Genomic DNA, 26,926 nt, shown 5'->3' on the forward strand with positions numbered 1-26,926 from the left:
AAGCTGCGTCGGGCGACGACCTTGAGCTGATCGTCGAGGACGCACAGGACGATGGTCTTCTTGTGGAGGTCGATGCCGACGTGGTGCACGGGAGTCCTCCGGTTCGGTGGGGCAGGAGTTCGGTTCTACACCTCCAGTCTTCCACCGGCTCGGGGCCCCGGGCCCCGTCGGCTCGACCTCCCCTCTCATAGTTTCAATTCGACGGGATCGGTCCCCTCGAACCGGCACCGGAAGATGAACGGCAAACCGTTTGACAATCAAGAGATCCGCCAAACGTTCCGGCCTTCGATCGTCGCCCGACCCCAGCGCACCGGGACGCGCACCAGGCCGTTCTCGGCAGCGCGCCGGGACGCGCACCAGGCCGTTCTCGGCAGCGCACCGGGACGCGCACCGGGACGCGCACCGGGTCCGACTCCCGCCCGAGTCCGGGGCGGGATCCCCTCCCGACGGCCAGGTCAGGCGGGGAGGCCGACGGCTCCCCGAAGCAGGGCCGGTTGCCGGGAGAGTCGCCTCGGGGGCGTGAACGTCGGGTGCGGGCGGTCGATCCGGACGCGACGGGTCCGGCTCAGCTCGTCGACCGAGGCGAGGTAGGTCAGGGCCCGCCATTGGGAACGGGACATCGCCGGGTCGAGCCCGTCGTCGACCGGCCCGCCGGTCGGCCTCGGAGGGACGCCGGGGTGGGGGACCGGGAGGCCGAGCCGATCGATCATCCGGCCGTCGGGCAGGACGGCGGCATCGGCGCCGGTCGGGGGCGGGGAGACCCGCGGGTCGAGGAGAACCACCGTCCCGACCGGCACGGCCACGCGGGGGTCGATCCCCTCGGCGAAGTGGACCACGGCCGGCGAGAGCCTCCGGATCGCCTCGGCAATGGCCGCCCGGCGGGCCCGACCGGCTCTCGACCAGAACCTCCCGCTCGGCGGGGGGGTTGGCAGGCGATGCACGGTCGGGAGGTGGGGGCCGCTGGCGATCCCCTCGGGGACGAGGCCCTCCGAAGCCGAATCAGGGGCGAGGATCACGTGGACCTCGGTCCCCAGCCCGGCCAGGTCGATCGCGAGGAGCGAGGAGGGGCAGGGGGGGCCGAAGCTCCGGCAGACGAGGCAGAGGGTCATGTCAGGCGGCCTCGGAGGGGCAGTGGGGGGCGGCGATCTCGTCGAGGTGGCCGAGCAGTTGCCGGGCGGCGGCGTCCCACGAGAAGCAGGCCGACCGGATCGAGGCGGCGGCGGCGAGCCGGTCTCGGACGGCGCGATCCTCCAGCAACGCGGCGATCGCACCGGCGATGTCGGCCGGGTCGGTGGGGTCGAAGAACAGCCCCGCCTCCCCCACAACCTCCGGCAGCGAGCCGGCGTCGCTGGCCAGCACGGGGGTCCCGCAGGCCATCGCCTCGACCGGAGGCAGCCCGAACCCCTCCAGCAGCGACGGCTGCACCAGGGCCTCCGCCCGGCCGTAGAGGTAGACCAGGTCCTCGTCCGGCACGAAGCCGGTGAACGTGATCCGGCCCGACACCCCCAGCCGGTCGGCCTCGGCCCTCAGCTCGGGGACGTGGGTGTGGAAGACATCGCCGAAGTCGCCGACGATCACCAGCCGGACCTCCTCCGGGGCCGCCCGGGAGAAGGCGCCGATCATCCTGGGCAGGTTCTTGTGCGGGCTCAGACCGCCCACGTAGAGCAGGAACCGACCGCCGGGACGGAGCCCATACTTCGAGAGCACCGCGTCCGACCGCGGCCCGGCCTCGGTCGGCCGGAAGACGGGGTCCGGGGCGGCGCCGATCAGCCCGACCCTCCCGGGAGCGAGGCGGTAGTGGGCGATCAGGTCGCGCCGGGAGGCGTCGGAGGTCGTCAGGATCCGGTCGGCCGCCCGCACGGCCAGGCGTTCCTTGATCGTCCAGAGGACGCGGCCCCGACGGCCGGGGAAGACGAGGTCGGGATAGATCAGCGGCAACGCATCGAAGATCGTCACCACGACCTTCCCCGAGTCCCAGACCGGGAAGAAGCTGTACGAGGAGGGGAAGACCATCGCGTCGAGCCTGGCCCCGGCCGCCGCCCGGCCGAAGGCGAGCAGGTCCCCCAGCCGTCTCCGGCCCGAGGCCGACGCCGCCGTGCTCGGGGCCTCCCGCACGGGCACCACCACCGTCTCGAACCGGCCCGGGACCTGGACCGAGTCCAGCGACGGCCGGTCGACGAGGACCACGACCTCCGGGGCCGGCTCGACCCGCGCCAGCGCCTCCAGCAGCGACCGGGCGAACCTTCCGAAGCCGCGGCGGTTGGCCAGGCTGCCGCCGTCGAAGCCGATCCGCATCAGGCCTCCCCCCCAGGGTTCGCATGGGCGGGGTCGACCCGGATCCCCGGCGCCGGTGCCGTCCGAGTCCCCGTCGGCCGGATCGGCCCGACCGCGTCGCCGACGATCGCGATCCCGCCCGAGTCGCGAGTCCCCAGGCCGATCCTGGAGCGCCGGTCCGGCCGCCAGGGCCATCTTGGACCGGCCTCGAGCAGGCGGGCCGCCGTGTCGTCGACCGCGACCGGGTTCAGCCCGGCGATGGCCACGACCGACCTCCCCCGGAGGCCGATCGGCCCCTCGACGACGCTCAGGACCGGGCCGGCGTGGGTGCTCAGGACGCTGTCGACCGCCGACGGGCGGTCGTCGGGGTGGACCGCCTCCCGGGGGGCCAGGAAGACGCTCGGCCCTCGGCCCAGCGCCGACAGCGGAGCGAGGGCGACCCGGAACCCCGACCTCGTGACGAGGCGGGAGAGCCGGAGCGTCTCCCCTCCCTCGAGGCGGAGCCGCTCCCAGTCCTCCTCGTCCCGGCCCAGGTCGACCAGCGAGACGGGCCTCCCCCAGCACTCCCGGGCGATCCCGAAGCGATCGAACCGTCGGGCCGCCTCGGGGTGCCCCGAGGCGACGGCGACCGGCCCAAGGCCGACCCAGAGGAGCAGGTCGAGCAGGGCGGAGAGCGCCCCCGGGTCGGCCGAATCGCGACGCCCCCGACCCAGGACCGGGAGCACGACGGCCGATCCGACCGCCGCCGCCCGGATCTCGGCGTCGAGCAGGGCGAGGGCCTCGGCGACGGCCCCCCGGCGGTTGTCGGAGCGGACGACGGCCACCGTCGCTCCCGGAATCCCGAGGCCAGGCGGGCAGGCGGCGAGGGTGGGGATCAGGGGAGCGTCTCGATCCGGGACCATTCGCGGCGACTCCCAGGGCAGGGGGACGGGAGGCTGTGCGGCCCGGGGGCCGTCGCCCCGGCGGTGTCGGGCCGGGGGCGAAGGGGCTGGCGGTCGGCGATCGGCTGCCGGCAGCGCCGCTGGGCCAGGTACAGCCCTAGGCCGATCGCCACCGACAGCCCGCAGCAGCAGAAGTAGAGCAAGTGCAGCGGCAGGCTCGCCGCCGCCCCGATCGGCCCGAGCCGGCGGGCCAGGAAGCGGTAGAACCCGGCGTTCAGCAGCACCACCGACGCCGGGCCGATCGCCAGCAGAGACAGGGCCTTCGGCTCGATCGGGGCCAGCAAGCCCCCGAGCCCGGTCAGGGCCGTCGCCGCGACGCTCGCCCGCTGGCTGGCACTGACGTTCAAGTCCGACTCGGCCACCTTCGACCGCAGCATCAGGACGGTCCAGGGCACCCCGCGCCGGAAGATGTCGGTGCGGACAACCTCCCCGAGGGTCCAGCGCTTCAGGTGGGTGACCTGGAGGGTGCGGACCAGCTCGATCCGGTGTCCGGCCCGGGTGAGGCGGTAGCCGAACTCGATGTCCTCGATGGCCGGACGGCGGTACAACTGCGGGTCGAAGCCGCCGAGGGCCAAGAACACGTCGCGGCGGATGGCGCCGCAGCCGGTCCAGAAGGTGTGGGCGGGCCGCGCGTCGTCCCGGAACGGGCCGACCTGATGCGTGTAGTGGTGCAGCAGGTTGCGGAACCGGCTGACCAGGCCCGGGGCGGTCGGTTCGGCGTCGTAGGAGCCGAAGAGGGCGGCCAGGCCGGGGTCGGCGGCGAACCGGGCCAGCACGCGGGCCGGCGCATCGGGGGAGACGGCGACATCGGCGTCCAGGAAGAAGACGATCGGCGCCGAGGCGGCCCTCGCCCCGTGATTGCGGGCCGCGGCCGGCCCGAGCGGCCGGTCGTGGTGGACGACGACGGCCCCGGCGTCCTCGGCGATCGCGGCCGAGTCGTCCCGGGAGGCGTCGTCGACGACGATCAGTTCGAAGTCCGCCCCGGTCGTCTCTCGGAGCGCCCGGAGGCACCGCCGGAAGGCGTCGCCACCGTCTCGGACGGGGACGACCACCGACAGCGACGGCAACCCCCGGGGCTCCGGGCATGCCGGACCGGCGGGGTGATCTTCCATGACGTGCCCTCGCCCGTCACCTCGGCTCGGGCCGGAATGCCGCCCCGTCCGTGGGGCCGCCCGAACCCGCTCCGGGGCCCGCGACGATCGAAGGGGGCGCTGGGGCCGATCGTGTTGGTGTGTCTTCGATTGCGCCCGTCCGGCCGCGCTGGCCTCGACGTGCGAGGGGGACCTTAACCGGGATCGCCCGGACTGTCAACGCGGTTCGACGCCGATCGGCCCGACCTTCCCGAGTCCTCCGGGACGCCCCGGGAAGGCCGGCCCCCGTCGATTCCCCGGTCGCTCGGGTCGGATCGGTCAAGCAAGGGGGGTCAAGGTCGATGCGAGGGCGGGTCGATAGGTTTTCCAAAGCACGGCTCGCGATCGGGGCGATGATCTCGGACGAGGAGGAAGCACGGCGATGGCAAACTGGCCAGGATCGAAACGGGTCCGAGGTCCGCACCGCACGCTCCGTCCCACCGTCGAGCCCCTCGACGGCCGGGTCCTACTCTCCGACCTGCCGATCGCCGGCGGCAAGCTCGGCCCGTTCCTAGAACCGGCCGCGATCCGCCCGAGGATCCGGCAGACGCCGACGGTGACGCCGGCCACGCCCCAGGTCAACCGATATCTCTCGCTCCTGCTCGGCCCGGAGACGATGGAGCCGATTCGGGCCCAGGCCGCGACCCGGGGGGCCGGCATGCGGGCGATCATCGCGCAGCGCGTCGTGTCGCAGCCGGTCATCAACGGCCTGCTCGGCTCCGCCGACACCTACACGCTGCTCAACTCCCCAGCGACCCGGGAGTTGCTCGGCTATGACGTCCTCTTCATGCCCGATCCCCCCGTGGAGACTCCCGGACCGCACCTCCCTCCCGACCCCCTCGCCCCCGACGAGCCCGAGGAGCCGGTGCAGCTTCCGGTGACGAGCCCGGTCGGGACACTGGCTCCGGTCTACGAGCCAACCGGCCCGGTGCTCTCGCAGGCGTTGCTGACGGGCCTCCAACGGCGAGGGCCGAACACTCCGGCGGTTGTCCGCGGCCTTCGACTCGCCCGGGCGCTGGGGGATCGCCAGGTCGTGCCGCCGGGGGTGACGGCGAACTACCTGAGGCTGTTCCGGGTCGCCGTCGAGCGCGGCGCCTTCGATCTCTCCTCGGCCCAGACCGAGGGGATCAAGGACGGGGTGACGCATTTCTTGACCGAGGTGGATCGGCTTCAGGCCGAGGGGATCTTCACACCCTCGGTCCCCTTGGCGACCGAGCCGAACCTGCTGGGAGGGGCGACCCTCGGCAGTACGGTCCAGGTGACCACCGGAGCGGTTCGGGATCTGGTGGGGGTGACCTCTCCCCAGCAGGCGGGCCTGCCGCTGTTCGCAGCCGAACAGGTGACCGATCCGCAGTCCTCGCAGGTCTTTCCCGGCAGAATCGACGCCGGGTTCGTGGTCGCGGCCAACGGCGACTACGGTCTGATCCTCTCGGCCCGGGGCCCGCTGCTGGACGCCCCCGCCGGGTTCGCCACCGACACCGTGGGCGGCGACGTCCGGCTCGAGTTGAGCAACGCGACGAGCCTGGAGCAGTTGAACGGGCTCCGGGTTGTGGAGGGGACCTACGTCGGCTCCGTCGTCTCGGGCGAGATCACCGCCTCACGCTCCCCGAGGCTCGGCGGGGACCTCATCACGCTGGGAGGCGCCTACGGCTTCGGCACTGGCATGGCGTTCGGCTCGGCCGTGACCTACACCCAGGTCATTCCGCTGGGCAACCTGAACGCCCTGATCCCCCAGGCCCCGCCGTCCTGACCCTCGGCTCTCGAAGATGGCGGGCCGTCAGGCCGGGATCGCGCCGGCCCCGGGGTCGGGTCGATTCGGGTCGGCGCGGGTCAGGTCGGGTCGATCCGGCCCTCCCGGATCAAGAGGAGCGGGGACGCCCGACGCCGAGCCGACCGGCTCGGAGCAGGCCGAGTCGTCCCGAGAAGGGGGAGGGCAGGGTCGGGGTCGGCCGGGGGGACCGGAAGACCTGGGCGTAGCTGCCGCCGGGGAGTCCGTCGTAGTTGCCGTCGAGCAGGGTGCCCTGCTCGTCGGCCACGCCGACGCCAGCGCCGGGCACGTCCGTGACCTGATTGACCTGGACGAGCACCGAGGAGAGCGGCCGGATCGGCCGCCGGGTGGTGAGGGTGACGGTGCGGGTCGCGGCGTCGTACCGGACCGAGGAGAGGGGGATCAGCAGATCCTGCCGGGTGCCGATCCGCCGGTTGTGCCCGGGGACCTGGACGCTGTAGCCGTAGTTGCGCAGGTCCTCGGCCCGGGAGGGGATCATGTCGCGGTCGAACCCGAGCACGATCCGGAGGATGCCGCGGCGGTCGGCGGTGGCGGAGAGGGAGGTGATCTGAGGGACATCGAGGTTGACGATCTGGAGAATCGCCGACGAGGGGGTGCCGAGTTCCGCCCCTCCGGAGGGGTCGCCGAGGAACAGGCCGACGACCGGGGACTCCTTCGACGAGGGCGTCGGCAGCAGCGGCACCGCGAAGGTCTGCACCGTCTGGCCCGGGCCAAAGGTCAGGATGCCGGAGACGGGGACATAGTCGACCCCGGGCACGGCGGTTCCGCTGCCGGTGAAGTAGGGGACGGAGACGGAACCGCCCCCGGCGCTCCGGACCACGGTGATGATCGCCTGCCCGGCCTGCTCGCCGGCCTCGAAGGTGGTCATCGAGAAGGAGACGAGGCCGGGCTGGTCGTCGTCGATGATGCGGAGCGTGGCGGTGGCCGGAGTGCCCAGGGTGGCCCCGCCGGCCGGATCGGAGAGGATCAGGCCGACCGTTTCGGCAGCCTCGCCGAGGTCATCGGCGAGGATGGGAACGGTGAAGGTCTGGACGTTGACGCCGACGTCGAAGGTCAAGGTGCCCATGACCGGCGTGTAGTCGACGCCCGGGGTGGCCGTGCCTCCCTGGGTGGCGTACATGACGGTCGCCTGGCCGCCGCTGCCGCCGACCCGGGTGACGACGATGGTCGCCTGGCCGCCCGCCTCGTCGACCGAGAACTCGGTCATGGCGAACTGAACGGTGCCGAGCTCCTCGGCCACCCCCCGAGAGAACTCGGAGGTGTTGCCCAGGGGGTCGGTCGCGGTGGCGGTGACGAACTCGCCGGGGTTGACGGCGCCGGGGACGTCGGCGGCGAAGGTGGCGAGGCCGTCGGCGTTCGTCGTCGCGGTCGTCTCGCCGAGGTAGCGGCGGCCCTCGCCGAAGCCGGAGGGGTCCAGCGTCGGATTGGCGAAGAACTGGATGCGGAAGACGGTCGAGGGAACGCTCTGAAGCGAGCCGACGATGTTCGTGAAGCCGACCGAACTGCGAACCCGATCAATCGTCGGCGCCGGCCGGAGCAGGTTCGGGCCGGTCCCGGAGGAGGGAGGGACGAGGTGGATGCCAAGCCCAGCGTTGTCGTAAATGCTGTTAGTGAGAATGGCGTTCTCGATGCTGGCGTCCTCCAGGCGGACGCCGTCCCGTCGGCTGAAGGCGACCACGTTGCCGGCCTCGGGAGAGTCGCCGCCAATGGTGTTCCGAGAGGCGCCGAGGCGGATCAGGATGCCGTCGATCTCGTTGCTGAAGGGGACCTGCTGGGACAGGTCGGTGCCGATAATGTTCCCCTGAACGAGGTTGCCGGTGGTGCCCTCGCCGACGAGTTCCACGCCCCAGTGGTTCGAGGAGATGAGGTTCCGGGAGGCGGTCGAGGTGCCGCCGATGGTGTTGTCCGGGGCGTCGGAGAGGAGGATGCCCTGGAGCGAGTTGTTCAGCTCGAACGAGCCGGACGTATCGGTGCCGACGAAGTTCCCGGCGACGAGCGTTCCCGAGGCCGAGGAGCCGATCAGGGCGAGGCCGACGTTGTTGCCCGAGAGGAGCTGCGAGCCGTTGCCGTCGCCGACGACGGAGTTCCTCGGGGCGTTGTCGATCCGGACCCCCTCGAAGGCGTTGCCGAGGTCGCCCAGCCCGGCGGCGTCGCTGCCGATGAAGTTGTCGGCGATGAGGTTCCCGGTGGCCTCGGGGCCGACGATCGAGATGCCCCGCAGGTTGGCGGAGATGACGTTGCCGCCGCCGACGGTGTTGGCCGAGGCCGGGGATTCGATGCGAACCCCCTCGGCCGCGTTGCTCAGGGCCGCATTACCGCCGGACGTCAGGCCAATGAAGTTGCCGGCGAGGATGTTGCCCGAGGCCGTCGGGCCCGCGAGCCGGACGCCGACCCCCTCATTGGCGGAGATGACGTTGCGCCGGTTCTCGTCCTGCGCTCCGATGCGGTTGGAGGGGGCGTTGTCGAGGAAGACGCCGTCGCCCCGGTTGCCGGGGTCGCCGGTGCCGAAGATGTAGCCCCCTCCCGGGGCGGCACCGATGAAGTTCCCCTCGATCCGATTGCGAGTCGCCCCCTCGCCGACGAGCCGGATGCCGTCTCCCTGGTTCGCGGAGATCACGTTGCCCGAACCCGACACCGGCCCGCCGATGGCGTGGCTGGAGGAGAGCTGGCCGGGGGCCGATTCGATGAGCACGCCCTCCTGACCGTTGCCCGCCTGGACGTAGAGGCCGTTGGTCGATGGGCCGATCACGCCGATCTGGTTGCCGAACAGCTGGTTCCCCTCGGAACCCGGGGTGAGCCAGACGCCCCGGCCGCTGGCCAGGGTGACGGTGTTGTTCTCCTGCGGATTGAAACCGCCGAAGGTCGTGTTCGTGCCGTAGAGGACGACGGCGTCTCCACTGATGCCGACCCCGGTGAAGGCAACATTCCCCGGCGCGGGCAGGGGATCGCCCGTGGTGAGGTCGACCGGGTAGAGGAAGTGGCCGCCAATGCTGTTGCCCTGGATCCGATTCCCAATGTTCTCGCGGCGGGGGACGAGCACGCCGGTGGCGAACCCGTCGATGATGAAGCCGCGAAGGTCGGAATGGGAGGAGTCGAGGACAAAGCCGACGGGCTGCGGGAAGGCGCCTCGGTCGATGCCGCTGCCGTCGATGATGACGCGGATCTGGGCGTTGTTGCCGTCCCGGGCGGGGACGGAATTCGGCACCGTCTGAAAGAGCGTGGGCTCGTCCGTGTCGTCGGGGTAGCGGAAGGCGACGGGGACGTCGGCCTGGGAGAAGCCGTCGATGGTGACCTGGTCGGTGATGGTGGGCAGCGGGCTCTGGAGCAGGATCCGCCAGGTCTGGGTGCGGGGATCGAAGCCGGGGGCGGGCACGTCGAGGGAGGGAGAGGTCGACGTGGGTAGGTTGAACTCGATGAAGTCGGGCCCGGGGTTGGCGTTGGCCTCGAGGATCGCCTGACGGAGCGTCCCGGGCCCGGCGTCGGCGGTCCGGGTGACGAGGAAGTTCGCGAGCAATTGCCGGGGCTCGACGCGTTCCACCCCGGGTCGGAATGAGCGTCGGCGCACCGTCCCGCCGCCGGCCTGGCCGATCATGTCGCCTCTCCGTCCGTCTCGACTTCCCGCCGACGGGAGTTTGCCGCCGGCCTGGATACCGGACTCCGACCGAGCAAGCTTAACCCGGCAATCGCCGAGGGGCGCGGCGGGAGAGGCGGTCCCCGATCGGCCCGGCCGATTCGTCCGGCCGATCCGTCATCTTCGCTCGGAGTTCAACGACGCGAGCAACCGAAGGAACCCGACCCGATTCGAGACGGCCGCCGGGTGAGCACGATTGAGCGGGATCGGCCCCGGCGACTCGGCGGGGAAGGTTACTGGAGCATGCCTCGGCCGAGCAGGGGCCAGACCGCCTCGACCCGGCCCCCTCGGCAGGCGAGGATGCGGTCGTGCAGCACGAAGGTGAAATCGCTGTAGCCGGGGACGACTCGGACGCGGTCGCCGATGGAGAGCCGGTCGTCGGCGCCGAGTTCAACCTTGACGTGCTCGGCGGAGAGGCCGATGACCGTGCTCGAGGGATAGTCGAGCAGGACGGGAGGCGTCTGGTAGTCGCTGATCGACTTGCGGCCGATATCGAGGATCGCCAGGCTGGGAGTCGGCCGGCCGACGACGGTGGCGAGCACGCTGATGGCCGGGCGGTGGCCGACGACCCGGCAGACCTCGGTGTAATACCGGCAGGCGAAGACGCCGCCGCCGGCCTGAAGCTCGGTCAGGCCGGGAATGTCGGCGGTGTACTGATACGACCCGGTCCCACCGGCCGAGACAATCCGGCAGGGGAGGCCCGCCTCCTCGACCGCCTCCTTCGCCTCGACGAGCCGGCCGATGGCCTCGCCGATGGCGAGTCGCTTCGTGTGCTGGTCGGGGATGAAGAGGGTGTGCCCCTCGTATCCCATCAGGCCGTCGAAACGGAGACCGGGAGTGTCGGCGACGCGACGGGAGAGGGAGACCGCGTCGTCGACCGATCGGACGCCGTTGCGCCCCATGCCGAGATCCACATCGACGAGCACGCCGACCTCGACCCCGGCCTCCCGAGCGGCGGCGGCCATGGGGGCAAGGTGATCGGGATGGTCGACGGTCGCCTTGACCTCGGCCTGGCGCTGGAGGGCGGCCAGGCGGGCGACCTTGGACGGGCCGACGACCAGGTGGGCGACCAGGATGTCCCGGATGCCGGCCCCGGCCATGACCTCGGCCTCGGAAACCTTGGCGACCGTGACTCCGATGGCGCCGGCTCGAGCCAGGGCATGGGCGATCGCCGGGCTCTTGAACGCCTTGGCGTGCGGCCGCCAGGAAACCGACCGGGAGCGGAAGTGGTCGGCCATGGTGCGGACGTTGGCCTCGAAGGCGTCGAGGTCCAGCAGCAGCGCGGGGGTGTCGAGCTGATCGACCGCCAGCCCGATCGGGCTCAGGAGCATGGGGAAACCCTCGGCCTGGTCACGCTCGGACGCCCCGGCCGACGGCAGCCGGGCTGGCCCTCGGGGCGGCCGATCGCCCCGGGAGGCCCGATGATACCAGGAGGAGCCGGCGCCGGCCATCGTCGCGACGCGGCTCCGGGGCCGGACCGGCTCGGATCGCGGAGAGAGCAGGACGAGCCCTGGGATGACCGATCGCCAGCGACTCGAAGGCCCGGCACAAGACGGGGCGATCTGTGTCCCGATGGGCCGATTGGCGGCGGGGAGGCAACCTCTGAGGCCCGATCCATTCCCGCGGGCCGAGGGCCCAGCGTCGAGGGCCGGCTCCCCTGATCGAGCTATTCCATGCGGCGGCGGAACAGCCAGCTTGACGCCGAGAGGGTGACCGCGGCGATCAGAACGAGCGGGACGAGCTTGCGAGCCACCTCGGCGGCGGGCAGGCCCTTCAGGAAGAGGCCCTTGAGGATGATCATGAAGTGCCGAACCGGGTTCGCGAGGGTGACCGTCTGGAGCCAGTCGGGCATGTTCTCCACGGGGGAGGCGAACCCGGAGAGAAGCACGGCGGGAACCATGAACATGAAGGAATAGAGGATCGCCTGCTGCTGGGTCCTCGCGAGGCTGGAGACAAAGAGCCCGACGCCGATCAGGGCGGAGAGATAGACGATCATGCTCAGGTAAAGCAGGGGGATCGACCCCCGGAACGGCACGCCGAGGACAAAGACGCCCAGCAGGACCATGCCGGTCGCCTCGATCATGCCGATGAGCAGTGCCGGCAGGCTCTTGCCGATGAGAATCTCCGTGGGGGAAAGCGGGGAGACAAGGAGCTGGTCGAAGGTGCCCAGTTCGCGCTCCCGGGCGACCGAGAGGCCGGTGATCATCAGGCCCATGAGCGTGGTCAGGATGGCGACCAGGGCCGGGACGGTACTCCACTTCGGGTCGAGGTTCGGGTTGAACCAGATGCGGGGGACGACCACCCCCGGAGTAGGAGGCCCGCCCCGGGAGGAGGAAAGCTCGGCCTCATACCAGGAGATGATCTCGCCGGTGTAGCCGGAGACAAGCTGCGCGGCGTTCGACCGGCGGCCGTCAAGCAGGAGCTGGACCTCGGCCGGGCGGCCAGCGGCGACCTTGCGGGAGAAGTCGGGAGCGATCCGAACGACCATCAGCGCCCGCCGGGAGTCGATGGCCGGTGCCACCTCGGCGTCGGAGCGGAGGAAGTCGACCCGGGAGAAGTTCGGCGAACCGGTGATCCGGGCGACGAGGTCGCGGGCGTAGGTGCCGGAGTCCTCGTTCAGCACGGCGATCGGCACGTCCTTCACCTCCTGGGTGGCGGCGAAGGTGAAGACGAAGAACTGGATCATCGGCGGGACGACGAGGATGGCTCGGCTCTTCCTGTCTCGCCAGACGGCGAGAAGCTCCTTGACGATCAGGTGGCGGATGCGGCCGATCATGACAGGCTACTCCAGCCTCGTGGGCGTGGATCGGACAAGCATCGCGAACAGGACAGAAGCGAACGCACAGAGGATCAGGCCGTTGGGGACGAGCACCGAGGGCACGTCGCCGGCCAGGAAGATCGTCTGCAACGAGGAGACGAAATACCGAGGAGGCAGGATCCGGGTGAGCAGTTGGATCGGCGCCGGCATGCTGCCGATCTCGAAGATGAAGCCGGACAGCTCGAACGCCGGCAGGAAGCCCACGATCAGGGCGGCCTGGCAAGCGACGAACTGGTTCCTCGCCTTCGTCGAGATGAGCAGCCCCAGGGTGAGCATCGTGCCCAGGAAGGCGGAAGACACGGCGACCAGGGCCGCGATCGAGCCTCGGAACGGCACGCCGAACGCCCAGACCGCCGAGGCTGTGGAGACGGCCATCGCAAGCATGCCGAGGGCGAAGTAGGGGATGATCTTCCCCAGCAGGATCTCCCCCCGGGAGGCCGGGGTGGCCAGCAGGGCCTCCATCGTGCCTCGCTCCCACTCTCGGGCGACGACCAGGGCGGTGAGCAGGGTGCCGATGAGGGTCAGGTTGATCGCCACGGCGCCGGGGAGGAGGGAATCTCGGCTGTCGAGGCTGGGGTTGAACCAGGATCGGGGCTCGATCGTGATGCGAGGTCCGGCGACGGGACGGGAGACCAGGGCGGACCTCGAGGCGGTCTCCTGGAGGAGCCAGTTCTGCCAGACGCCGTTGATGTAGCCCTGGGCGAGGCCGGCGGTGTTCGGGTCGCTGCCGTCGACGAGGACCTGGATCGGCGCCCGGGCTCCCCGGGCGAGTCGGGCGGAGAAGTCGTCGGGGATGACGACGATGCCGGAGAGCCGGCCGGCGACGAGTTCATCCTCCACCTCGGCGCGGTGGCGGGCGACTCGAACCCGGAAGAACCGGGAATCGCGGTAGGAGTCGAGCAGGCTGGCCGCCTCGGGGGTCATCCGTTCGACGACGACGGCGATCCGCACCTCCTTCAGGTCGAGCGAGACGCCGAAGCCGAAGATCAGCAACAGCAGCAGCGGCAAGACCCCGGCGATGAGAAAGGCGCTCGGGTCCCGGAGAATCTGGAGCGACTCCTTGCGAACCAGGGCCCAGAGGCGCCGAGCCCGAGTCGCCTGGCGGGGGGTCATGCGGCCTGCTCCCGGGCGTCGGCCGCCTCAACGAGCCCGATGAACGCATCCTCAAGCGTGGGCTCGGGCAGGGAATCGGAGCGGGCGGCGTCCTTCAGGTCGTCGGGGGAGCCGTTGGCAATGACGCGGCCCTTGTCGACCAAAGCGATGCGATCGCAATACTCGGCTTCATCAAGGAAGTGCGTGGTGACCAGGACCGTGACGCCGCGCTCGACCATGGCGTTGATGTGCGACCAGAACTCGCGTCGGGTGAGCGGGTCGACCCCGCTCGTGGGCTCGTCGAGGAACAGGACCGGAGGGTCGTGCAACACGGCGCAGGCCAGGGCAAGCCGCTGCTTGAAGCCCAGCGGGAGCCGGCCGGCGTCGACCTTCAGGAAGGGCTCCAGCTCGAAGGCGCCGACCAGGCGATCGATCGCCTCTCGGCGGCGGCGGCCGGAGAGGCCGTAGACGCCGGAGAAGAACTCGAGGTTCTGGCGAGCGCTCAGGTCGCCGTACAGGGAGAACTTCTGGGCCATGTAGCCGAGCCGGGCTCGGGCCTGGCCTCCGGAGCGGTAGAGGTCGGCCCCGGCGACCCGGGCGGTCCCCTCGGTCGGTACGAGCAGGCCGCAGAGCATTTTGAAGGTGGTCGACTTGCCGGCGCCGTTGGGGCCGAGCAGACCGAAGATTTCACCTCGGCCGATGCGGAAGGTGATGTCCCGGGCGGCGGTGAAGGAGCCGAACCGCTTGGTCAGGCCGACGGCCTCGACGACCGCGTCGGCACCGGGAATCGCCGGGCGGTTGCCACCGGAGAGGGGAGACTCCCCCTTCGGTCCGCCACCGAGGAGGTCGACGAAGGCGTCCTCGAAGCGGGGGGAAGTGGGGATGACCTCGGCGTCGGGAGCGCCGAGATCCGGAGGGGATGGGGGCCGGGCGCCGTCCCGGACGACCAGCCGAACCGCCCGTCCCTGGATGACACCATCGACCACCTCGGGGAGGCGGAGAGCGGCGGCGAGAACACGTCGCTTGCGATCGGCGCCCCGGACGAGGACGGTGCGGCCGATGGCCCGGGCGGTCAGCTCCTCCGGGGGGCCATCGTAGAGGAGGCGGCCACGGTCCAGGGTGAGGACCGAGGTGCAGCGCTCGGCCTCGTCGAGGTAGGCGGTGCTCCAGACCACAGCGATGCCGCGATCGACCAGCTGGTAGACGAGCCGCCACAGCTCTCGACGAGAGATCGGATCGACGCCGACGCTCGGCTCGTCCAGCAGCAGAAGCCTTGGGGTTCGTATCAGAGCGCAGGCAAGCCCGAGCTTCTGCTTCATGCCTCCGGAGAGCTTGCCGGCCAGCCGGGAGGTGAAGGGACCGAGGCCGGTGAAGTCGAGCAGGCGTTGGGTGGTCGCGGTTCGCTCGTCGCCAACAACGCCCCGGAGGTCGGCGTAGAGAGCGAGGTTCTCGGCGACGGTGAGATCCTCGTAGAGCCCGAAGCGCTGGGGCATGTAGCTCACGGCGGCTCGGATCTCGGGCAGGTCGGAGGCGGTGTCGAAGCCGCAGGAACGGACCGAGCCCTCCGAGGGGAGGAGCAGGCCGGCGATCAGGCGCATCAGGGTGGTCTTGCCGGCCCCGTCGGGGCCGACGAGGCCGGTGACCCGGCCGGGGAGGACGTCGAAGTCCAGCCCATCGAGAGCGAGGGTGCCGTCGGGGAACCGCTTGGATAGCCCCCGGGCGACGACGAGCGGCCCGGCGTTCATCACGTCTCCTCGCCTTCCGGGAGGGGGATCGTGACGGTCACGGGCATCCCCTGGCGGAGCCCGCCGTCGGGGTCGTCGACGACGATGCGGACGCGGTAGACGAGCCGGGTGCGCAGCTCGGGGGTCTCGACCGCCTTGGGGGTGAACTCGGCGGTCGGGGAGATGAAGCCGACCCGGCCGGTGTAAGGGGCGTCCGGGGCGGTGTCGGTGCGGACCTCGACGGCCATGCCGGGGCGGACGAGGCCAAGGTCGGGCTCGGCGACGTAGGTCCGGACCCAGACCGGGCGGGAGAGGGTGACGGTGAAAACGGTCTCTCCCGGCTGCACGATCGCCCCGACCTCCCGGGCCCGGGTGAGGACGACGCCGGAGCCGGGGGCGAGCAGCTCGGCGTCGGCCAGTCGGCGACGGGCGCGGACGACCTCGGCCTCGGCGGCCTCGAGCTCGGCTCGGGCGGCCTCGATGTCCTCGATCCGAGGGCCGATCTCAGCCAGGAGCAGGGCCTGGCGGGCGGATTCGAGCTGGGCGTCGGCGACCCGGGCGGCGGCTCGGTCGCGGTCGTAGTCCTGGCGAGAGCTCATGCTCCGCTCCATCAGGCTGGCGGTGCGGCGGACCTCGGCCTTGGCGAGCTCGGCCTCGGCGAGGCGCTGGTCGACCAGGGCTCGGGCCTGCGCGATCTCCTCGGGGCGGGAGCCATGCTCCAGCCGCTCCAGCGCGGCCGCCTGGGCGTCCCGGCGGGCGACGGCGAGCCGCAGCTCGTCCTCGAAGTAGCGGCGGTCGAGCGTCGCGAGCACGTCTCCGGCCGAGACGGCGTCCCCCTCGTCGACGGCGAGTGAGGCAATCCGGCCCTCAACCTTGAAGCCGAGGTCCACCTGTCGGATGTCGACGTTGCCGAACAGGACCAAGGCCCCCGGCGTCCCCGACTCGTGCCAGGGGAGCCGGGATCGCAGGTCGTCCACGTCGATCAGCCCCGCGAACCAGGCCGAACCGCCGCCGAGGGCCGCGAGGGCGATGACAGCCAGGATCACCCGGCGCGGCGGGCCTCGTCGCCGGGACGGGGAAGGGGTCGGCGAGGGGCAAGGAGCCTCTCGGGAGGGAGCGGCATCGGGCCGGTCGACTCGGGGAGGGTCGAGCATGGCGACGCCCAGGGCCTGTTCGTGGCCATCGGAGCCGGGAGCGTTCATGAGGGCCTCGGTTCCCGATCGGGAGGCTGGGGCTCCAGGGCGATCCCCCGGAAGAAGACGTCGAGATGAGTCCGGATCAGGGCCTTGCCGTCAAAGGGGCGGTCGTCGAACGGCCCCAGCGAGCGCTGCCAGAGGACGGCCAGCAGCATGGGAGACAGCAGCACGTAGGCGGCTTGCTCGGGATCGATCGGCCGGAACTGGCCGCGCTCGATCCCCTGGCGGATGGCTCCGGCGAGGAACCCCCGGCCCCGGGAAACGACCTCGGCGAGGTAGAACCGGGCGATCTCGGGGAAGTTGCCGGCCTCGGCCACAATCAGCTTCGGGATGACCGACAACGGCGAGTCGAGCATCCGATCGGCGAAGAACCCGAACAGTCGTCGGATGCGCTCCGCCGGATCGTCCGGCACCGCCGAGAGTTCCCCAAGCACCCCTTCCAGGTGCGGGAGCAGCGACTCGCGGACGACCGCCTTGAAGAGCTCCTCCTTGTTGGGGAAGTAGAGGTAGAGCGTCCCCTTGGTCACTCCCGCCCGGGCCGCCACCGTGTCCAGCGTCGTGCCGGCAAAGCCCCGCTCGGCGAAGCACTCCAGCGCCGCCGCCACAATCTCCGCCGGCCTGGCTTCCTTGCGGCGCGACCAGCGACGCTCTACCCCGGTCGTCTCGGTCGTTCCCACGTCAACCTCCCAAGTAACTGACGGGTTAGTTATTAAATCGTAGCGTGGTCGAGCCGGCAATCAAGCCCGACGAGGCGGGCTCCGGGGAATCGGTGGGAGTGCGGGGCGGAGGGAGAGATTGCGGGCTATCTTAGGAGAGAAGGGGGAAGCGGTGATCGATCGGGAGGATCGGGACCCGGGTGATGGGCGTGCGGTTGTCCGGGACGAGCCGCCCCGGATAAGCTGGGCAAATTCGCGAGGGCTCTTGGCCGGGGATGGGCGATGCGACAATGAAATGGTTCTGGGCTCGGATCGCGGTGGGGGTGGGGCTCCTGGCGGTGCTGGGGGGGCTGGTGTGGTGGGGTTGGTCGGCGGCCTCGGCTCGGGTCGGGGGGGGGCCGATCGTGGTCGGGATCTTGCATTCTCGGACCGGGCCGATGGCCGTCAGCGAGCGGGGGGTGATCGACGCCACCGTGCTGGCGCTGGAGGAGATTAACCAGGGCGGCGGCATCCTCGGGCGCGAGGTGCGCTGGGTGATCGCCGACGGGGCGTCCGACGAGACGACCTTCGCGAGGGAGGCGGCCCGGCTGATCGACGACGAGGGGGTGAGCGTGCTGTTCGGCTGCTGGACTTCGGCCAGCCGCAAGGCGGTCCGGCCGGTGGTGGAGCAGCGGGACCATCTGCTGATCTATCCGGTGCAGTATGAGGGGTGCGAGGAGTCTCCGAATATCGTCTACCTGGGGGCGGCGCCGAACCAGCAGATCATCCCGGCGGTGGCCTGGGCGATGGAGCATCTGGGCCGTTCGTTCTATCTGGTGGGCTCGGATTACATCTTCCCCCGAGTGGCGAACACGATCATCCGCGACCAGGTGGAAGCGCTGGGGGGGGAGATCGCGGGGGAGGCGTACCTGCCGCTGGGGGAGTCGGACGTGTCGGAGGTGGTGGCCCGGATCGTCGCGGCGAAGCCGGCGGCGATCCTGAACACGATCAACGGCGAAACGAACGCCCCATTCTTCGAGGCCCTGTCCCAGGCGGCCGGCCCGGGGGATCCGATCCCGACGATCTCCTTCAGCGTCGGCGAGCCGGAGCTGCGGCAACTGGGCCTTCCGAAGTCGATGGCGGGGCATTACGCCGCCTGGAACTACTTCGAGAGCCTGGACCGGCCAAGCAACCGCGCCTTCCTCTCGGCCTTCCGAGCGAGGTACGGCCCGGATCGCAGCCTGGGAGACCCGATGGAGGCCGCCTATTGCGGCGTGGCGCTCTGGGCCCGCGCCGTGGCCGAGGCGGGCAACGAGCATCCCCGGGAGGTGCGCCGGGAAATGCAGCGGCAGAGCCTGGACGCTCCGGAGGGGATCGTCTCGATCGACCCAGAGACGCAGCACGCATGGAAGGTGGTCCGGATCGGCCGGGCGAGGCCGGACGGACAGTTCGACGTGGTCTGGACCTCCGGCCGGCCGATCCGGCCGATCCCCTTCCCGCTCTTCCGCTCCCAGGCGGAGTGGGAGCGGTTGGTCGACGACCTGGGTCGGTCATGGGGCGGGCGCTGGTCGAACCCGGGCCGATCGATCGAGTTCGTCCGGGCCGAGGCCGATCGCGAGGGGGCCGACGCGGGTCTGGCGACGCCTTCCGCCGAGGGGGCCGAGGCCGACCAACTTTGATTCGACACCGGGACCGACGACGATGGCCAGCCGAGGCTTCTCCCTGCTGCCCCGAACGATCGCCTGGCGGCTCACCGCCTGGTTCCTGCTGATCGCGCTGGTCCCTTGCGGCGCCTTGACCGCGGTGCTCTCGGGCATCTCGTCGCGGTCGCTGGAGAGCACCGCCCGGCAAAACCTCCGGGTGATTCAGGCGAGCCGGAGTGCCGAGCTGGAGGACTTCGCCCGGGACCGGCTCCGGCTGACGACGGCGCTGGCCCATGCGCCGGTCTTCGTCCAGGCGGCCCAGGCGCTGGGCCAGGCCGCGGCGAGGGCGGGAGCCGACTCCGAGGAGTTCCGGGCCGAGGCCGCCGCCGCGAGCGAGGCGATGGAGTTCCGGACCGAGACGCTGGGGTTCCCGGGCCTGCTGCTGTTCGCTCCGACGGGCGAGACGCTGCTTCGGCTGGGCGGAGCGGTCGACCCGGGGGCCTCGATCGTCTCGGGGCCGCTCGCCGATTCGCCGCTGGCGGCGCTGTTCGAGAACTGCCGGACGCTGCTGATGAGCGACCTGTCGCGATTCGGGAGATATGAGGGGTCGCCGCAGCTTCTGGCCTTCGTGGGCACTCCGATCCTCGATCGGGACAACGCCCTGGTGGGCGTGCTGGCGCTGCAGCTTGACAACCGGGAGGTCTTCCGGACCCTGAGCAATTCCACGGGGCTCGGCCAAACAGGGGAGGTGATTGTCGGCGGGCTCGACGAAGGGGAGGGCGGGAGCGGGGCGATCACGATCGTGTCTCCGCTCCGGCATGCCAGGCGGCAGGACGCCGATTCGGCGACGGTGATCCTGCCCTCGGGGCAGGAAGCCACGGTGAGCAAGCGGGTTGAACTGGGCTCGGACGTCGCCCGGCCGCTGCAGGAGGCGGTGATGGCGCGTCGGGGCTACGGCGAGACCATCGACTACCGGGGAGAGCCGGTGCTGGCCTCCTGGGGCTACCTGCCCTCGTACCAGTGGGGCCTGGTCGTCAAGCAGGACGTGGACGAGGCGTTCGCCCTGATCGGCCAGCAGCGGACCGCGATGGCGCTGATGCTCAGCCTGACGGTGGTGGGCGTGGTGCTGGCGGCGCTGCTGGTGGCCCGGAGCATCGCCCGCCCGATCCGAGTGGCCGCCGAGGTCGCGCAGCGGATCGCCGACGGGGATCTCACCGGCCGGGTCGAGCTGGAGGCCGACGGCGAAACCGGCCAGTTGCTCGGCTCGTTCCGGACGATGACGGAATACCTCCGCCGGCTGATCGGACAGATCAAGAGCTCCAGCGTGCAGCTCACGGGCACCGCCACGGCGATCACCGCCGCCAGCCGGCAGCAGGAGCGCACGGTGCAAGACTACGGCGCCTCCACCAACGAGGCCGCCGCCGCGGTCAAGCAGATCTCGGCCACCAGCCAGGAGCTGCTGGGGACGATGAACAACGTCAACCAGGTCGCCTCGGAAACCGCCCGCATGGCCGGGGAGGGGCGCGAGGCGCTGATCGACATGGAACGCTCGATGCGGACCCTGGCCGAGTCGACCGGCTCGATCAGCTCCCGACTCTCCGTTATCAGCGAGCGGGCCAACGCGATCAACCTGGTGGTGACAACCATCACCAAGGTGGCCGACCAGACCAACCTGCTGTCGATCAACGCGGCCATCGAGGCCGAGAAGGCCGGCGAGTACGGCCGAGGCTTCCTCGTCGTCGCCCGAGAGATCCGTCGCCTGGCCGACCAGACGGCCGTGGCCACGCTGGATATCGACCGCATGGTCAAGGAGATGCACCAGTCCGTCTCCTCCGGCGTGATGGAGATGGACAAGTTCCATGAGCAGGTCCGCCAGGGGGTCGAGGAGGTCAACCACCTGGCCGAGCGGCTGGGCCAGATCATCGACGCCGTCGGCGACCTGACCCCCAGGTTCGAGCAGGTGACCGAGGGGATGCGCGCCCAGGCCCTGGGCGCCGACCAGATCCGCGAGGCGATGGTCCATCTGAGCGAGGGCGCCAGCCGATCGGCCGCCTCGATCCGGGAGTTCAACGACGCGACCGAGCGGCTGCGCGAGGCCGTCTCGTCGCTTCGGCAAGACATCTCCTTCTTCCGGATCGAGGAGGATGGGGAGCCGGCGGCCGACCGGCGGCAGGACAACGGCATCGGCGGCCCCCCCCTCGTGATTTCCGGAGAGTCCGTCGTCCCGCCCGATCGAGGAAGAATGCCATGCTCATCCTGAGGTTCGAGGCGGGCGGCGACCGCTACGGGGTGCCCGCGGCCGACGTGGAGCAGGTGGTGCCGAGAGTCCCGCTGCGCGGCTTGCCGCATGCGGCGGAGCACCTGGCGGGGCTGCTCGACTACCGAGGGGAGGCGATCCCCGTGGTCGACCTGGCGGTTCTCCTGGGGGGCCCGCCGACGCCGGATCGGCTGAGCACCCGGATCGCGATCCTCTCGGCCCGCGAGCCGGGCCCCGGGTTGCCGGCCCGGGTCGGGCTGATCGCCGAGCAGGTGCGCGACCTGACGAGGGCCGACGCGGGGGGAACGGTCATCGACGAGCTGCCGTTGCAGCGGGTGGGCTACCTCGGCCCGTTCGTCCGGATCGACGGTCGGCTGGTGCAGCTGATCCGCCCCGACCGCCTGCTCGCCGAGGCGGTCGCAACCGAGTCGGCCTCGGTGCCGGGGGCATCCCCATGAACCCGGCCTCCCCGCAGGCGATCGACGCCGCCATCAGGGCGCTGAGCGCGGAGATCGGCCTCGACCCGTCGGCGATTGGCCCGGGGTCAATCCGACAGGCAGTTGCCGACCGCATGGCCGAGGCGGGGATCGGTGACGGCTCGGAGTACGCGGAACTCGTCGGGCGATCGCCCGACGAGCGGGAGGCGCTGGTCGAGCTCGTGGTGGTGCCCGAGAGCTGGTTCTTCCGGGACCGCCTGCCCTTCGTGTTCCTCTCGGAAGCGGTCGCCGGCCCGTTCCGATCTCGGACGGGGGTCGAGCCGCTGCGGATCCTCAGCCTGCCCTGCGCCGGCGGGGAGGAACCGTACTCGATCGCCATCACGCTGTGTGACGCGGGAGTGCCGGCCGATCGGTTCCAGATTGACGCGGTCGACGTCAGCGCCCGGCAGCTCGAGCGGGCCCGGCGAGGAGTCTACCGCCCGGTGTCGTTCCGGGGAGGGGATCACTCGTTCCTCCGCCGCCACTTCGAGCCGGATGGAGACGGCTTCGCCATCGTCCCTCCTCTCCGAGAGTCGATCCGATGGGAACGCGGGAACATCCTCGATCCGGCGATTGCCGACCGGCCGCCCTACGACGTCGTCTTCTGCCGGAACCTGCTGATCTACCTGACCCCCGAGGCGAAGCGGGCGGCGATGGGGGCGATCGGCCGGCTCGTGGCCCCGGGGGGATGGCTCGTGGTGGGGCACGCGGAGCCGCTCCTGGTGGACCCGTCCCGGTTCGAGCCGGCCGGGAGGCCGGGAGCGTTCGCCTTCCGGAGACGACTCGAGGGGGCTCTGGTCTCGGCGATTCGTCCGATCCCGGCGGCCGGGCGGCGACTCGACTCGAAGCCGATCGGCGGGAATCCGCCGCGATCCCCGGCGTCCCCGGGCGACTCGGCCCCGGGGCTGGGCCCCTCTTCCTCGCCTGTCCGGCCAGTGCCGGAGGGAATCGAGCCGGAATCGGAGTCGGAGATCACCACGCTGGCCAACCGTCGCGAGTGGGGGCCGGCGCTGGAGCGGGCGGGGAGGCTGGTCCGGCAGCGGCCCAACGACGCGGCGGCCCACGTGCTCCTGGGGTCGATCGCCCAGGCGATCGGGCGGCTCGACGAGGCCGAGGCGTCGTTCCGCCGGGCCGGGTTCCTCGACCCGAGGTGCGTCGAGGCGTTGCTCGCCCTGGCGGCGCTGGCTGAGTTGCGCGGCGACCGCACCGCCGCCGAGAACTACCGACGGCGGGCGGCCCGGTTCCGAGCTGGGGAGGAGATCGCATGAGCGCCCGAGATCCGCATCCCCCGGCCGACTCCGGCGATGACGGCCGGCTTGCCGAGCAGGCCCGCCTCCTCTTCGATCGGCCCGCGCCCGAGGGGTATCTCGACGATTGGGTCGAGGTGCTCTCCCGACCGGATCGCGAGGCCGGAGGCGAGTCCCGCCCGCTGCTGATCTTCCGGGTCGGCCCGGAGTGGCTGGCGCTGTCGACCTCGTCGCTGGTGGTGGTGGCCGAGCCGAGGCCGGTGCACCGTGTCCCGCACCGGAGCGGGGGGCTGTTGCGGGGGATCGTCGACATCCGGGGGCGCTTGATCCCCTGTGTCGAACTCGGGAGCTTGCTCTCGATCGATCCGAGCGCGGGGCCCGGGGACGGGGAGGGGAGGGCTCGGATTGTGGTGGTCGAGTCGGTACGCGGGGCCGGCTGGATCGCCTTCGAGGCGGACGAGGTGGCGGGGGTCCACCTGATCGACGACGACCTGATGCGGGGCATCCCCGCCACGCTGGAGCGAACCGGGCCGCACTGCCGGGCGACCTTCCGGTGGAGGGACCGGACGGTCGGGGTTCTGGACGACCGCCGCGTCCTCCTCGAACTGGAGCGGCTCGATCAATGAGCGACGACGACCTCGGCGATTTCTCGCTGATGGAGCTGTACCGGCAGGAGGCCGAGGGGTACGTCGGCGTGCTGTCCGAGGGGCTGCTGGCGCTGGAGCGGGGAGCGTCGAGCGGGACGGTCGAGCCGCTGATGCGGGCGGCGCACTCGATCAAGGGGGCGGCCCGAATCGTCGGGCTCGGCGCCGCCGAGCGGGTGGCGCACGCGCTGGAAGACGCGCTCGTCGCCGCCGGCCGCGGGGAAGTCACGCTGGGCAAGCGAGCGGTCGACACGATGCTCGCCGGCGTCGACCTGCTCTCGGAGTCCGCCCAGATCGCCGAGGCCGACGTCGAGGAGTGGAACCGAGGGAGCTCGGATCGGGTCGAGGCGTTGGTCGGCGCGATCCGGGCCATCCTGGACGGTCCTCCCACCGGATCGGAAACCGGGACGGACTCCGAGCCGGAGTCGGCGGATCCATCCTCGGCCGAGCCGGGGACGGTTTCCCCGGAGCTGGGGGAAGGGGCAGGGGCGTCACCCTCCGAACCGGCTGCCGAGCCCGAGTCTCCTCCTCCGGCCCCGGTGAAGCCGACGGAGGAGCCGGCCCGGGAGGCGGCGCCGGCGCCGTCGGCCTCGGCGGGGGGCGTCGTGAGGGTGGCCGCGGAGAGCCTGTCTCGGCTGCTGGGGCTGGCGGGGGAGTCGCTGGTGGAGGTCCGGCAGCTTCGGCCGCTGGTCGATGCGTTGCTGGAGGTGCGAGCGCAGCAGGTGAGGCTCGGCGAGGAGATCCGCGCAATCGAGCGTCGAGAGGCCGAGACGGCTGACGGCCGGACCGCCGAGTCGGCCGAGGCGCTGACCCGGCGGGAGGCGATCGCCCATGCGCGGGACGGGGCCGATCGGTGCCTGGCGGGGCTGGATCGAGCGGTCGAGGCGCTGGAGGCGTTCGCCAGGAGAAACGAGGAGCTGGCCGAGCGCCTGCATTTCGAGGTCATCGGCAGCCGGATGCGACCGCTGTCCGAGGGGGTGCGGGGCTTTCCTCGGCTGGTGCGCGACGTGGCCCATCAGCTCGGCAAGCGGGTGCGGTTCGAGGTGGTGGGGGAGCGCACCGGGGTGGACCGCGACATCCTCGACCGCCTCGAGGCGCCGCTCAATCACCTGATCCGCAACGCGCTGGATCACGCGATCGAACCTCCCGAGGAGCGGCTCGCCGCCGGCAAGCCCGCCGAGGGGACGATCCGGCTGGAGGCCCGGCACCACGCGGGGATGCTCCAGTTGACCGTCTCGGACGACGGCCGGGGAATCGACCCGGAACGTCTGCGTGCCAAGGTGGTCGAGCGCGGCCTGGCGGCGCCGGCGATGGCCGAGCGGCTGTCCGACGGGGAGCTGTTCGAGTTCCTCTTCCTCCCCGGCTTCTCGACCAAGGGGGAGGTGACCGAGCTGTCGGGCCGCGGGGTCGGGCTCGACGTGGTGCAGAGCACCGTGCAATCGGTCGGGGGGCAGATGCAAACGACCTCGACCCTGGGGGCGGGGACGCAGTTCCACATTCGATTGCCGATCACGCTTTCGGTCGTGCGGGCGCTGCTGGTGAGAATCGACGGAGAGCCGTACGCATTCCCGCTCAGCCGGCTCGACCGCGTGGCGGTGGTCGGCCCCGAGTCGTTCGAGGAGCTGGAGGGCCGGCCGTTCCTTCGGCTGGACGACGATCAGCCCATTGGCGTGCTGCCGGCGGCGGAGGCGCTCGGACTGGGGAACGCCGGGGGGGGGCCGCTGTGTCGCGATCGGCTGCCGGTGCTGGTGATCGCCGACCGGGGGCAGCGATTCGGGCTGATCGTTGATGAGCTGATGGGGGAGCGCGACCTGGACGTCAGGCCGCTCGATCCGAGGCTGGGAAAGGTGCCGGACCTGAGCGGGGCGTCGGTGCTCGACGACAGCTGGCCGGTGCTGATTGTCGACGTGGAGGACCTGGTCCGATCGGTCGACGCGAGGCTGCACGGGTTCCGGTTCCGGCTCGGCGCCTCGGGGAAGACGGCCGGGGAGGCCCCGGCGGCCAAGGCCAAGCGGGTGCTGGTGGTCGACGATTCGATCACCGTGCGCGAGCTGGAGCGACAACTGCTGGCCAACCGGGGATATGACGTCGACACGGCCGTCGACGGGCTGGACGGCTGGAACGCGCTGCGGCAGGGCCGCTATGATCTGGTCGTCACCGACGTGGACATGCCCCGCCTCGACGGCATCGGCCTGGTTCGCCGCATCCGGGAGGACGACCGGCTGCGGGGCCTGCCGGTGGTCATCGTCTCGTACAAGGACCGGCCCGAGGACCGGATGCGGGGCCTGGAAGCGGGGGCTGACGGGTACCTGACGAAGAGCAGCTTTCACGACGATCTGTTCATTTCCACTGTTGTCGACCTAATCGGCGAGGCGGGCCGCCCGTGAGGATCGCGATCATCAACGACTCGGCGATCGCCACCGAGGCGCTACGGCGTGTCGTGCGGTCGGACCCGGCGCTGAGCCTGGCCTGGACCGCCGCCGACGGCGAGCAGGGCGCCGCGAAGGCCCAGGCCGACCCCCCCGACCTGATCCTGATGGACCTGATCATGCCCCGGGTCGACGGAGTGGAGGCGACCCGCAGGATCATGGCGGACCGGCCGTGCCCGATCCTCGTCGTGACCGCCACCGTGACCGGGCACATCGACAAGGTGTACGAGGCGATGGCCTTCGGCGCGCTCGACGCGGTGAACACGCCCACTCTGGGCGCCGGCGGCGTTACGGAGGGGGGCGAGGAGTTGCTGCGGAAGATCCGGCAGGTCGCCGCGCTCTCGGGAGCGATCGTCGAGGGACCGGCGACCGCCGCGGGGCCAACTCCCTATTCGAGCACCTCGGGCGAGTTCCCGGCGCATCCGAGGCCGCAACCCCTCGTGGTGATCGGCGCCTCGACGGGGGGCCCGAAGGCGCTGGCCGAGCTGCTCTCGGCACTGCCAGAGGGCTGGCCGGCGGCGGTCGTGGTCGCCCAGCACATCGACCGCGACTTCGCCCCCGGGCTGGCTCGGTGGCTGGGAGAGCACTCAAGCGTGCCGGTGCGCACGAGCGAGCCGAGGATGGTGCCCGAGCCGGGGACCGTCACGCTCTCGTGCACAAACGACCACATGGTGCTCCGAAGGGGAGGGCACCTTGACCATGTGCGCGAGCCCGTGGCGGCCCCCTACCGGCCGAGCGTCGACGTGTTCTTCGAAAGCGTCGCCCAGAACTGGATGCGGCCGGACGCGGCGGTGATCCTCACCGGCATGGGGAGCGATGGTGCGAGCGGCCTGCTCACGCTACGGCGCTCGGGCTGGCTGACGATCGCGCAGGACCGGGAGAGTTGCGCCGTCTTCGGCATGCCCCGAGCGGCCGCGGAACTGGGGGCGGCCGACGCGGTGCTGCCGCCCGATCAGATCGCGGAGGCGCTGGTCCGATGGGCGGCTCGCCGGGGCTGATC

19 protein-coding genes are annotated in these 26,926 nt (G+C 71.3%); 8 read left to right on the forward strand and 11 right to left on the reverse strand.

Annotated features, from left to right (window positions below; genetic code table 11):
- Window positions 1-455: 455 nt before the first annotated feature.
- From TsocGM_RS11650 to TsocGM_RS11660, 4 genes are read right to left on the reverse strand one after another with little or no spacing between them, the layout of a single operon-like run.
- On the reverse strand, window positions 456-1,109 hold the full coding sequence (locus TsocGM_RS11650) for a hypothetical protein (protein ID WP_126725547.1): 654 nt from the start codon (window positions 1,107-1,109) through the stop codon (window positions 456-458).
- A gap of 1 nt (window position 1,110) precedes the next feature.
- Complete coding sequence (locus TsocGM_RS11655) at window positions 1,111-2,295, reverse strand: glycosyltransferase family 4 protein (RefSeq protein WP_158633507.1); 1,185 nt, start codon at window positions 2,293-2,295, stop codon at window positions 1,111-1,113.
- Window positions 2,295-3,176, reverse strand: a complete 882-nt coding sequence (locus TsocGM_RS25995) for a hypothetical protein (protein WP_158633508.1) — start codon at window positions 3,174-3,176, stop codon at window positions 2,295-2,297. Before TsocGM_RS25995 ends, TsocGM_RS11655 begins: the two co-directional genes overlap by 1 nt.
- Entirely contained in the window at window positions 3,149-4,282 is a 1,134-nt protein-coding gene (locus TsocGM_RS11660; RefSeq protein WP_233578765.1) for a glycosyltransferase family 2 protein, read from the reverse strand. Before TsocGM_RS11660 ends, TsocGM_RS25995 begins: the two co-directional genes overlap by 28 nt.
- Before the next feature lie 445 nt (window positions 4,283-4,727).
- Between TsocGM_RS11660 and TsocGM_RS11665 the strand changes: the two genes are divergently transcribed.
- Window positions 4,728-6,095 carry a hypothetical protein gene (locus TsocGM_RS11665; protein WP_126725550.1) on the forward strand — a complete coding sequence of 456 codons (1,368 nt, stop codon included), beginning with the start codon at window positions 4,728-4,730 and terminating at the stop codon, window positions 6,093-6,095.
- A gap of 109 nt (window positions 6,096-6,204) precedes the next feature.
- Here TsocGM_RS11665 and TsocGM_RS11670 read toward each other — a convergent pair whose 3' ends face one another.
- The 7 genes from TsocGM_RS11670 to TsocGM_RS11700 form a co-directional block, all read right to left on the reverse strand.
- The gene (locus TsocGM_RS11670) at window positions 6,205-9,726 is read right to left on the reverse strand and encodes a Calx-beta domain-containing protein (RefSeq protein WP_126725551.1); all 3,522 of its coding nucleotides are present in this window, start codon (window positions 9,724-9,726) and stop codon (window positions 6,205-6,207) included.
- Window positions 9,727-9,998: 272 nt separating this feature from the next.
- Window positions 9,999-11,096, reverse strand: coding sequence for a DSD1 family PLP-dependent enzyme (locus tag TsocGM_RS11675; protein WP_126725552.1), 1,098 nt, complete (start codon window positions 11,094-11,096; stop codon window positions 9,999-10,001).
- 335 nt (window positions 11,097-11,431) lie between these two features.
- Window positions 11,432-12,541: an ABC transporter permease gene (locus TsocGM_RS11680; RefSeq protein ID WP_126725553.1), complete on the reverse strand. Its 1,110-nt coding sequence runs from the start codon at window positions 12,539-12,541 to the stop codon at window positions 11,432-11,434.
- 6 nt (window positions 12,542-12,547) lie between these two features.
- Window positions 12,548-13,696, reverse strand: coding sequence for an ABC transporter permease (locus tag TsocGM_RS11685; RefSeq protein WP_126725554.1), 1,149 nt, complete (start codon window positions 13,694-13,696; stop codon window positions 12,548-12,550).
- Complete coding sequence (locus TsocGM_RS11690) at window positions 13,693-15,420, reverse strand: ATP-binding cassette domain-containing protein (protein ID WP_126725555.1); 1,728 nt, start codon at window positions 15,418-15,420, stop codon at window positions 13,693-13,695. The genes TsocGM_RS11685 and TsocGM_RS11690 overlap by 4 nt, the downstream gene beginning before the upstream one ends.
- Window positions 15,420-16,601 carry a secretion protein HlyD gene (hlyD, locus tag TsocGM_RS11695; RefSeq protein WP_199756762.1) on the reverse strand — a complete coding sequence of 394 codons (1,182 nt, stop codon included), beginning with the start codon at window positions 16,599-16,601 and terminating at the stop codon, window positions 15,420-15,422. The genes TsocGM_RS11690 and hlyD overlap by 1 nt, the downstream gene beginning before the upstream one ends.
- Complete coding sequence (locus tag TsocGM_RS11700) at window positions 16,598-17,272, reverse strand: TetR/AcrR family transcriptional regulator (RefSeq protein ID WP_126725556.1); 675 nt, start codon at window positions 17,270-17,272, stop codon at window positions 16,598-16,600. The genes hlyD and TsocGM_RS11700 overlap by 4 nt, the downstream gene beginning before the upstream one ends.
- Before the next feature lie 269 nt (window positions 17,273-17,541).
- Here TsocGM_RS11700 and TsocGM_RS11705 point away from each other — a divergent pair, with 269 nt between their 5' ends.
- Genes TsocGM_RS11705 through cheB form a run of 7 tightly spaced genes read left to right on the forward strand, consistent with a single transcriptional unit; the run spans window position 17,542 to window position 26,924 of the window.
- Window positions 17,542-18,909 carry an urea ABC transporter substrate-binding protein gene (locus TsocGM_RS11705; RefSeq protein WP_199756763.1) on the forward strand — a complete coding sequence of 456 codons (1,368 nt, stop codon included), beginning with the start codon at window positions 17,542-17,544 and terminating at the stop codon, window positions 18,907-18,909.
- Between the two features lie 22 nt (window positions 18,910-18,931).
- The gene (locus TsocGM_RS11710) at window positions 18,932-21,133 is read left to right on the forward strand and encodes a methyl-accepting chemotaxis protein (RefSeq protein ID WP_126725558.1); all 2,202 of its coding nucleotides are present in this window, start codon (window positions 18,932-18,934) and stop codon (window positions 21,131-21,133) included.
- A complete protein-coding gene (locus TsocGM_RS11715; RefSeq protein ID WP_126725559.1) occupies window positions 21,121-21,588 on the forward strand; it encodes a chemotaxis protein CheW in 468 nt (155 codons plus the stop codon). Before TsocGM_RS11710 ends, TsocGM_RS11715 begins: the two co-directional genes overlap by 13 nt.
- Window positions 21,585-22,874 carry a CheR family methyltransferase gene (locus tag TsocGM_RS11720; protein WP_126725560.1) on the forward strand — a complete coding sequence of 430 codons (1,290 nt, stop codon included), beginning with the start codon at window positions 21,585-21,587 and terminating at the stop codon, window positions 22,872-22,874. The genes TsocGM_RS11715 and TsocGM_RS11720 overlap by 4 nt, the downstream gene beginning before the upstream one ends.
- Complete coding sequence (locus tag TsocGM_RS11725) at window positions 22,871-23,479, forward strand: chemotaxis protein CheW (RefSeq protein ID WP_126725561.1); 609 nt, start codon at window positions 22,871-22,873, stop codon at window positions 23,477-23,479. Before TsocGM_RS11720 ends, TsocGM_RS11725 begins: the two co-directional genes overlap by 4 nt.
- A complete protein-coding gene (locus TsocGM_RS27630) occupies window positions 23,476-25,884 on the forward strand; it encodes a hybrid sensor histidine kinase/response regulator (RefSeq protein WP_261341639.1) in 2,409 nt (802 codons plus the stop codon). Before TsocGM_RS11725 ends, TsocGM_RS27630 begins: the two co-directional genes overlap by 4 nt.
- Entirely contained in the window at window positions 25,881-26,924 is a 1,044-nt protein-coding gene (cheB, locus tag TsocGM_RS11735) for a chemotaxis-specific protein-glutamate methyltransferase CheB (RefSeq protein WP_126725562.1), read from the forward strand. Before TsocGM_RS27630 ends, cheB begins: the two co-directional genes overlap by 4 nt.
- Window positions 26,925-26,926: the final 2 nt, after the last annotated feature.

Origin of the sequence: Tautonia sociabilis (assembly GCF_003977685.1) — a bacterium.
GTDB classification, from domain to species: Bacteria; Planctomycetota; Planctomycetia; order Isosphaerales; family Isosphaeraceae; genus Tautonia; species Tautonia sociabilis.

What these genes read in the sequence shown, in the direction of transcription:
- TsocGM_RS11650 (WP_126725547.1), bottom strand. Translation starts at nt 1,109, where the DNA reads ATGACCCTCTGCCTCGTCTGCCGGAGCTTCGGCCCCCCCTGCCCCTCC.
- TsocGM_RS11655 (WP_158633507.1), bottom strand. Translation starts at nt 2,295, where the DNA reads ATGCGGATCGGCTTCGACGGCGGCAGCCTGGCCAACCGCCGCGGCTTC.
- TsocGM_RS25995 (WP_158633508.1), bottom strand. Translation starts at nt 3,176, where the DNA reads ATGGTCCCGGATCGAGACGCTCCCCTGATCCCCACCCTCGCCGCCTGC.
- TsocGM_RS11665 (WP_126725550.1), top strand. Translation starts at nt 4,728, where the DNA reads ATGGCAAACTGGCCAGGATCGAAACGGGTCCGAGGTCCGCACCGCACG.
- TsocGM_RS11670 (WP_126725551.1), bottom strand. Translation starts at nt 9,726, where the DNA reads ATGATCGGCCAGGCCGGCGGCGGGACGGTGCGCCGACGCTCATTCCGA.
- TsocGM_RS11675 (WP_126725552.1), bottom strand. Translation starts at nt 11,096, where the DNA reads ATGCTCCTGAGCCCGATCGGGCTGGCGGTCGATCAGCTCGACACCCCC.
- TsocGM_RS11680 (WP_126725553.1), bottom strand. Translation starts at nt 12,541, where the DNA reads ATGATCGGCCGCATCCGCCACCTGATCGTCAAGGAGCTTCTCGCCGTC.
- TsocGM_RS11685 (WP_126725554.1), bottom strand. Translation starts at nt 13,696, where the DNA reads ATGACCCCCCGCCAGGCGACTCGGGCTCGGCGCCTCTGGGCCCTGGTT.
- TsocGM_RS11690 (WP_126725555.1), bottom strand. Translation starts at nt 15,420, where the DNA reads ATGAACGCCGGGCCGCTCGTCGTCGCCCGGGGGCTATCCAAGCGGTTC.
- hlyD (WP_199756762.1), bottom strand. Translation starts at nt 16,601, where the DNA reads ATGAACGCTCCCGGCTCCGATGGCCACGAACAGGCCCTGGGCGTCGCC.
- TsocGM_RS11705 (WP_199756763.1), top strand. Translation starts at nt 17,542, where the DNA reads ATGAAATGGTTCTGGGCTCGGATCGCGGTGGGGGTGGGGCTCCTGGCG.
- TsocGM_RS11710 (WP_126725558.1), top strand. Translation starts at nt 18,932, where the DNA reads ATGGCCAGCCGAGGCTTCTCCCTGCTGCCCCGAACGATCGCCTGGCGG.
- TsocGM_RS11715 (WP_126725559.1), top strand. Translation starts at nt 21,121, where the DNA reads ATGCTCATCCTGAGGTTCGAGGCGGGCGGCGACCGCTACGGGGTGCCC.
- TsocGM_RS11720 (WP_126725560.1), top strand. Translation starts at nt 21,585, where the DNA reads ATGAACCCGGCCTCCCCGCAGGCGATCGACGCCGCCATCAGGGCGCTG.
- TsocGM_RS11725 (WP_126725561.1), top strand. Translation starts at nt 22,871, where the DNA reads ATGAGCGCCCGAGATCCGCATCCCCCGGCCGACTCCGGCGATGACGGC.
- TsocGM_RS27630 (WP_261341639.1), top strand. Translation starts at nt 23,476, where the DNA reads ATGAGCGACGACGACCTCGGCGATTTCTCGCTGATGGAGCTGTACCGG.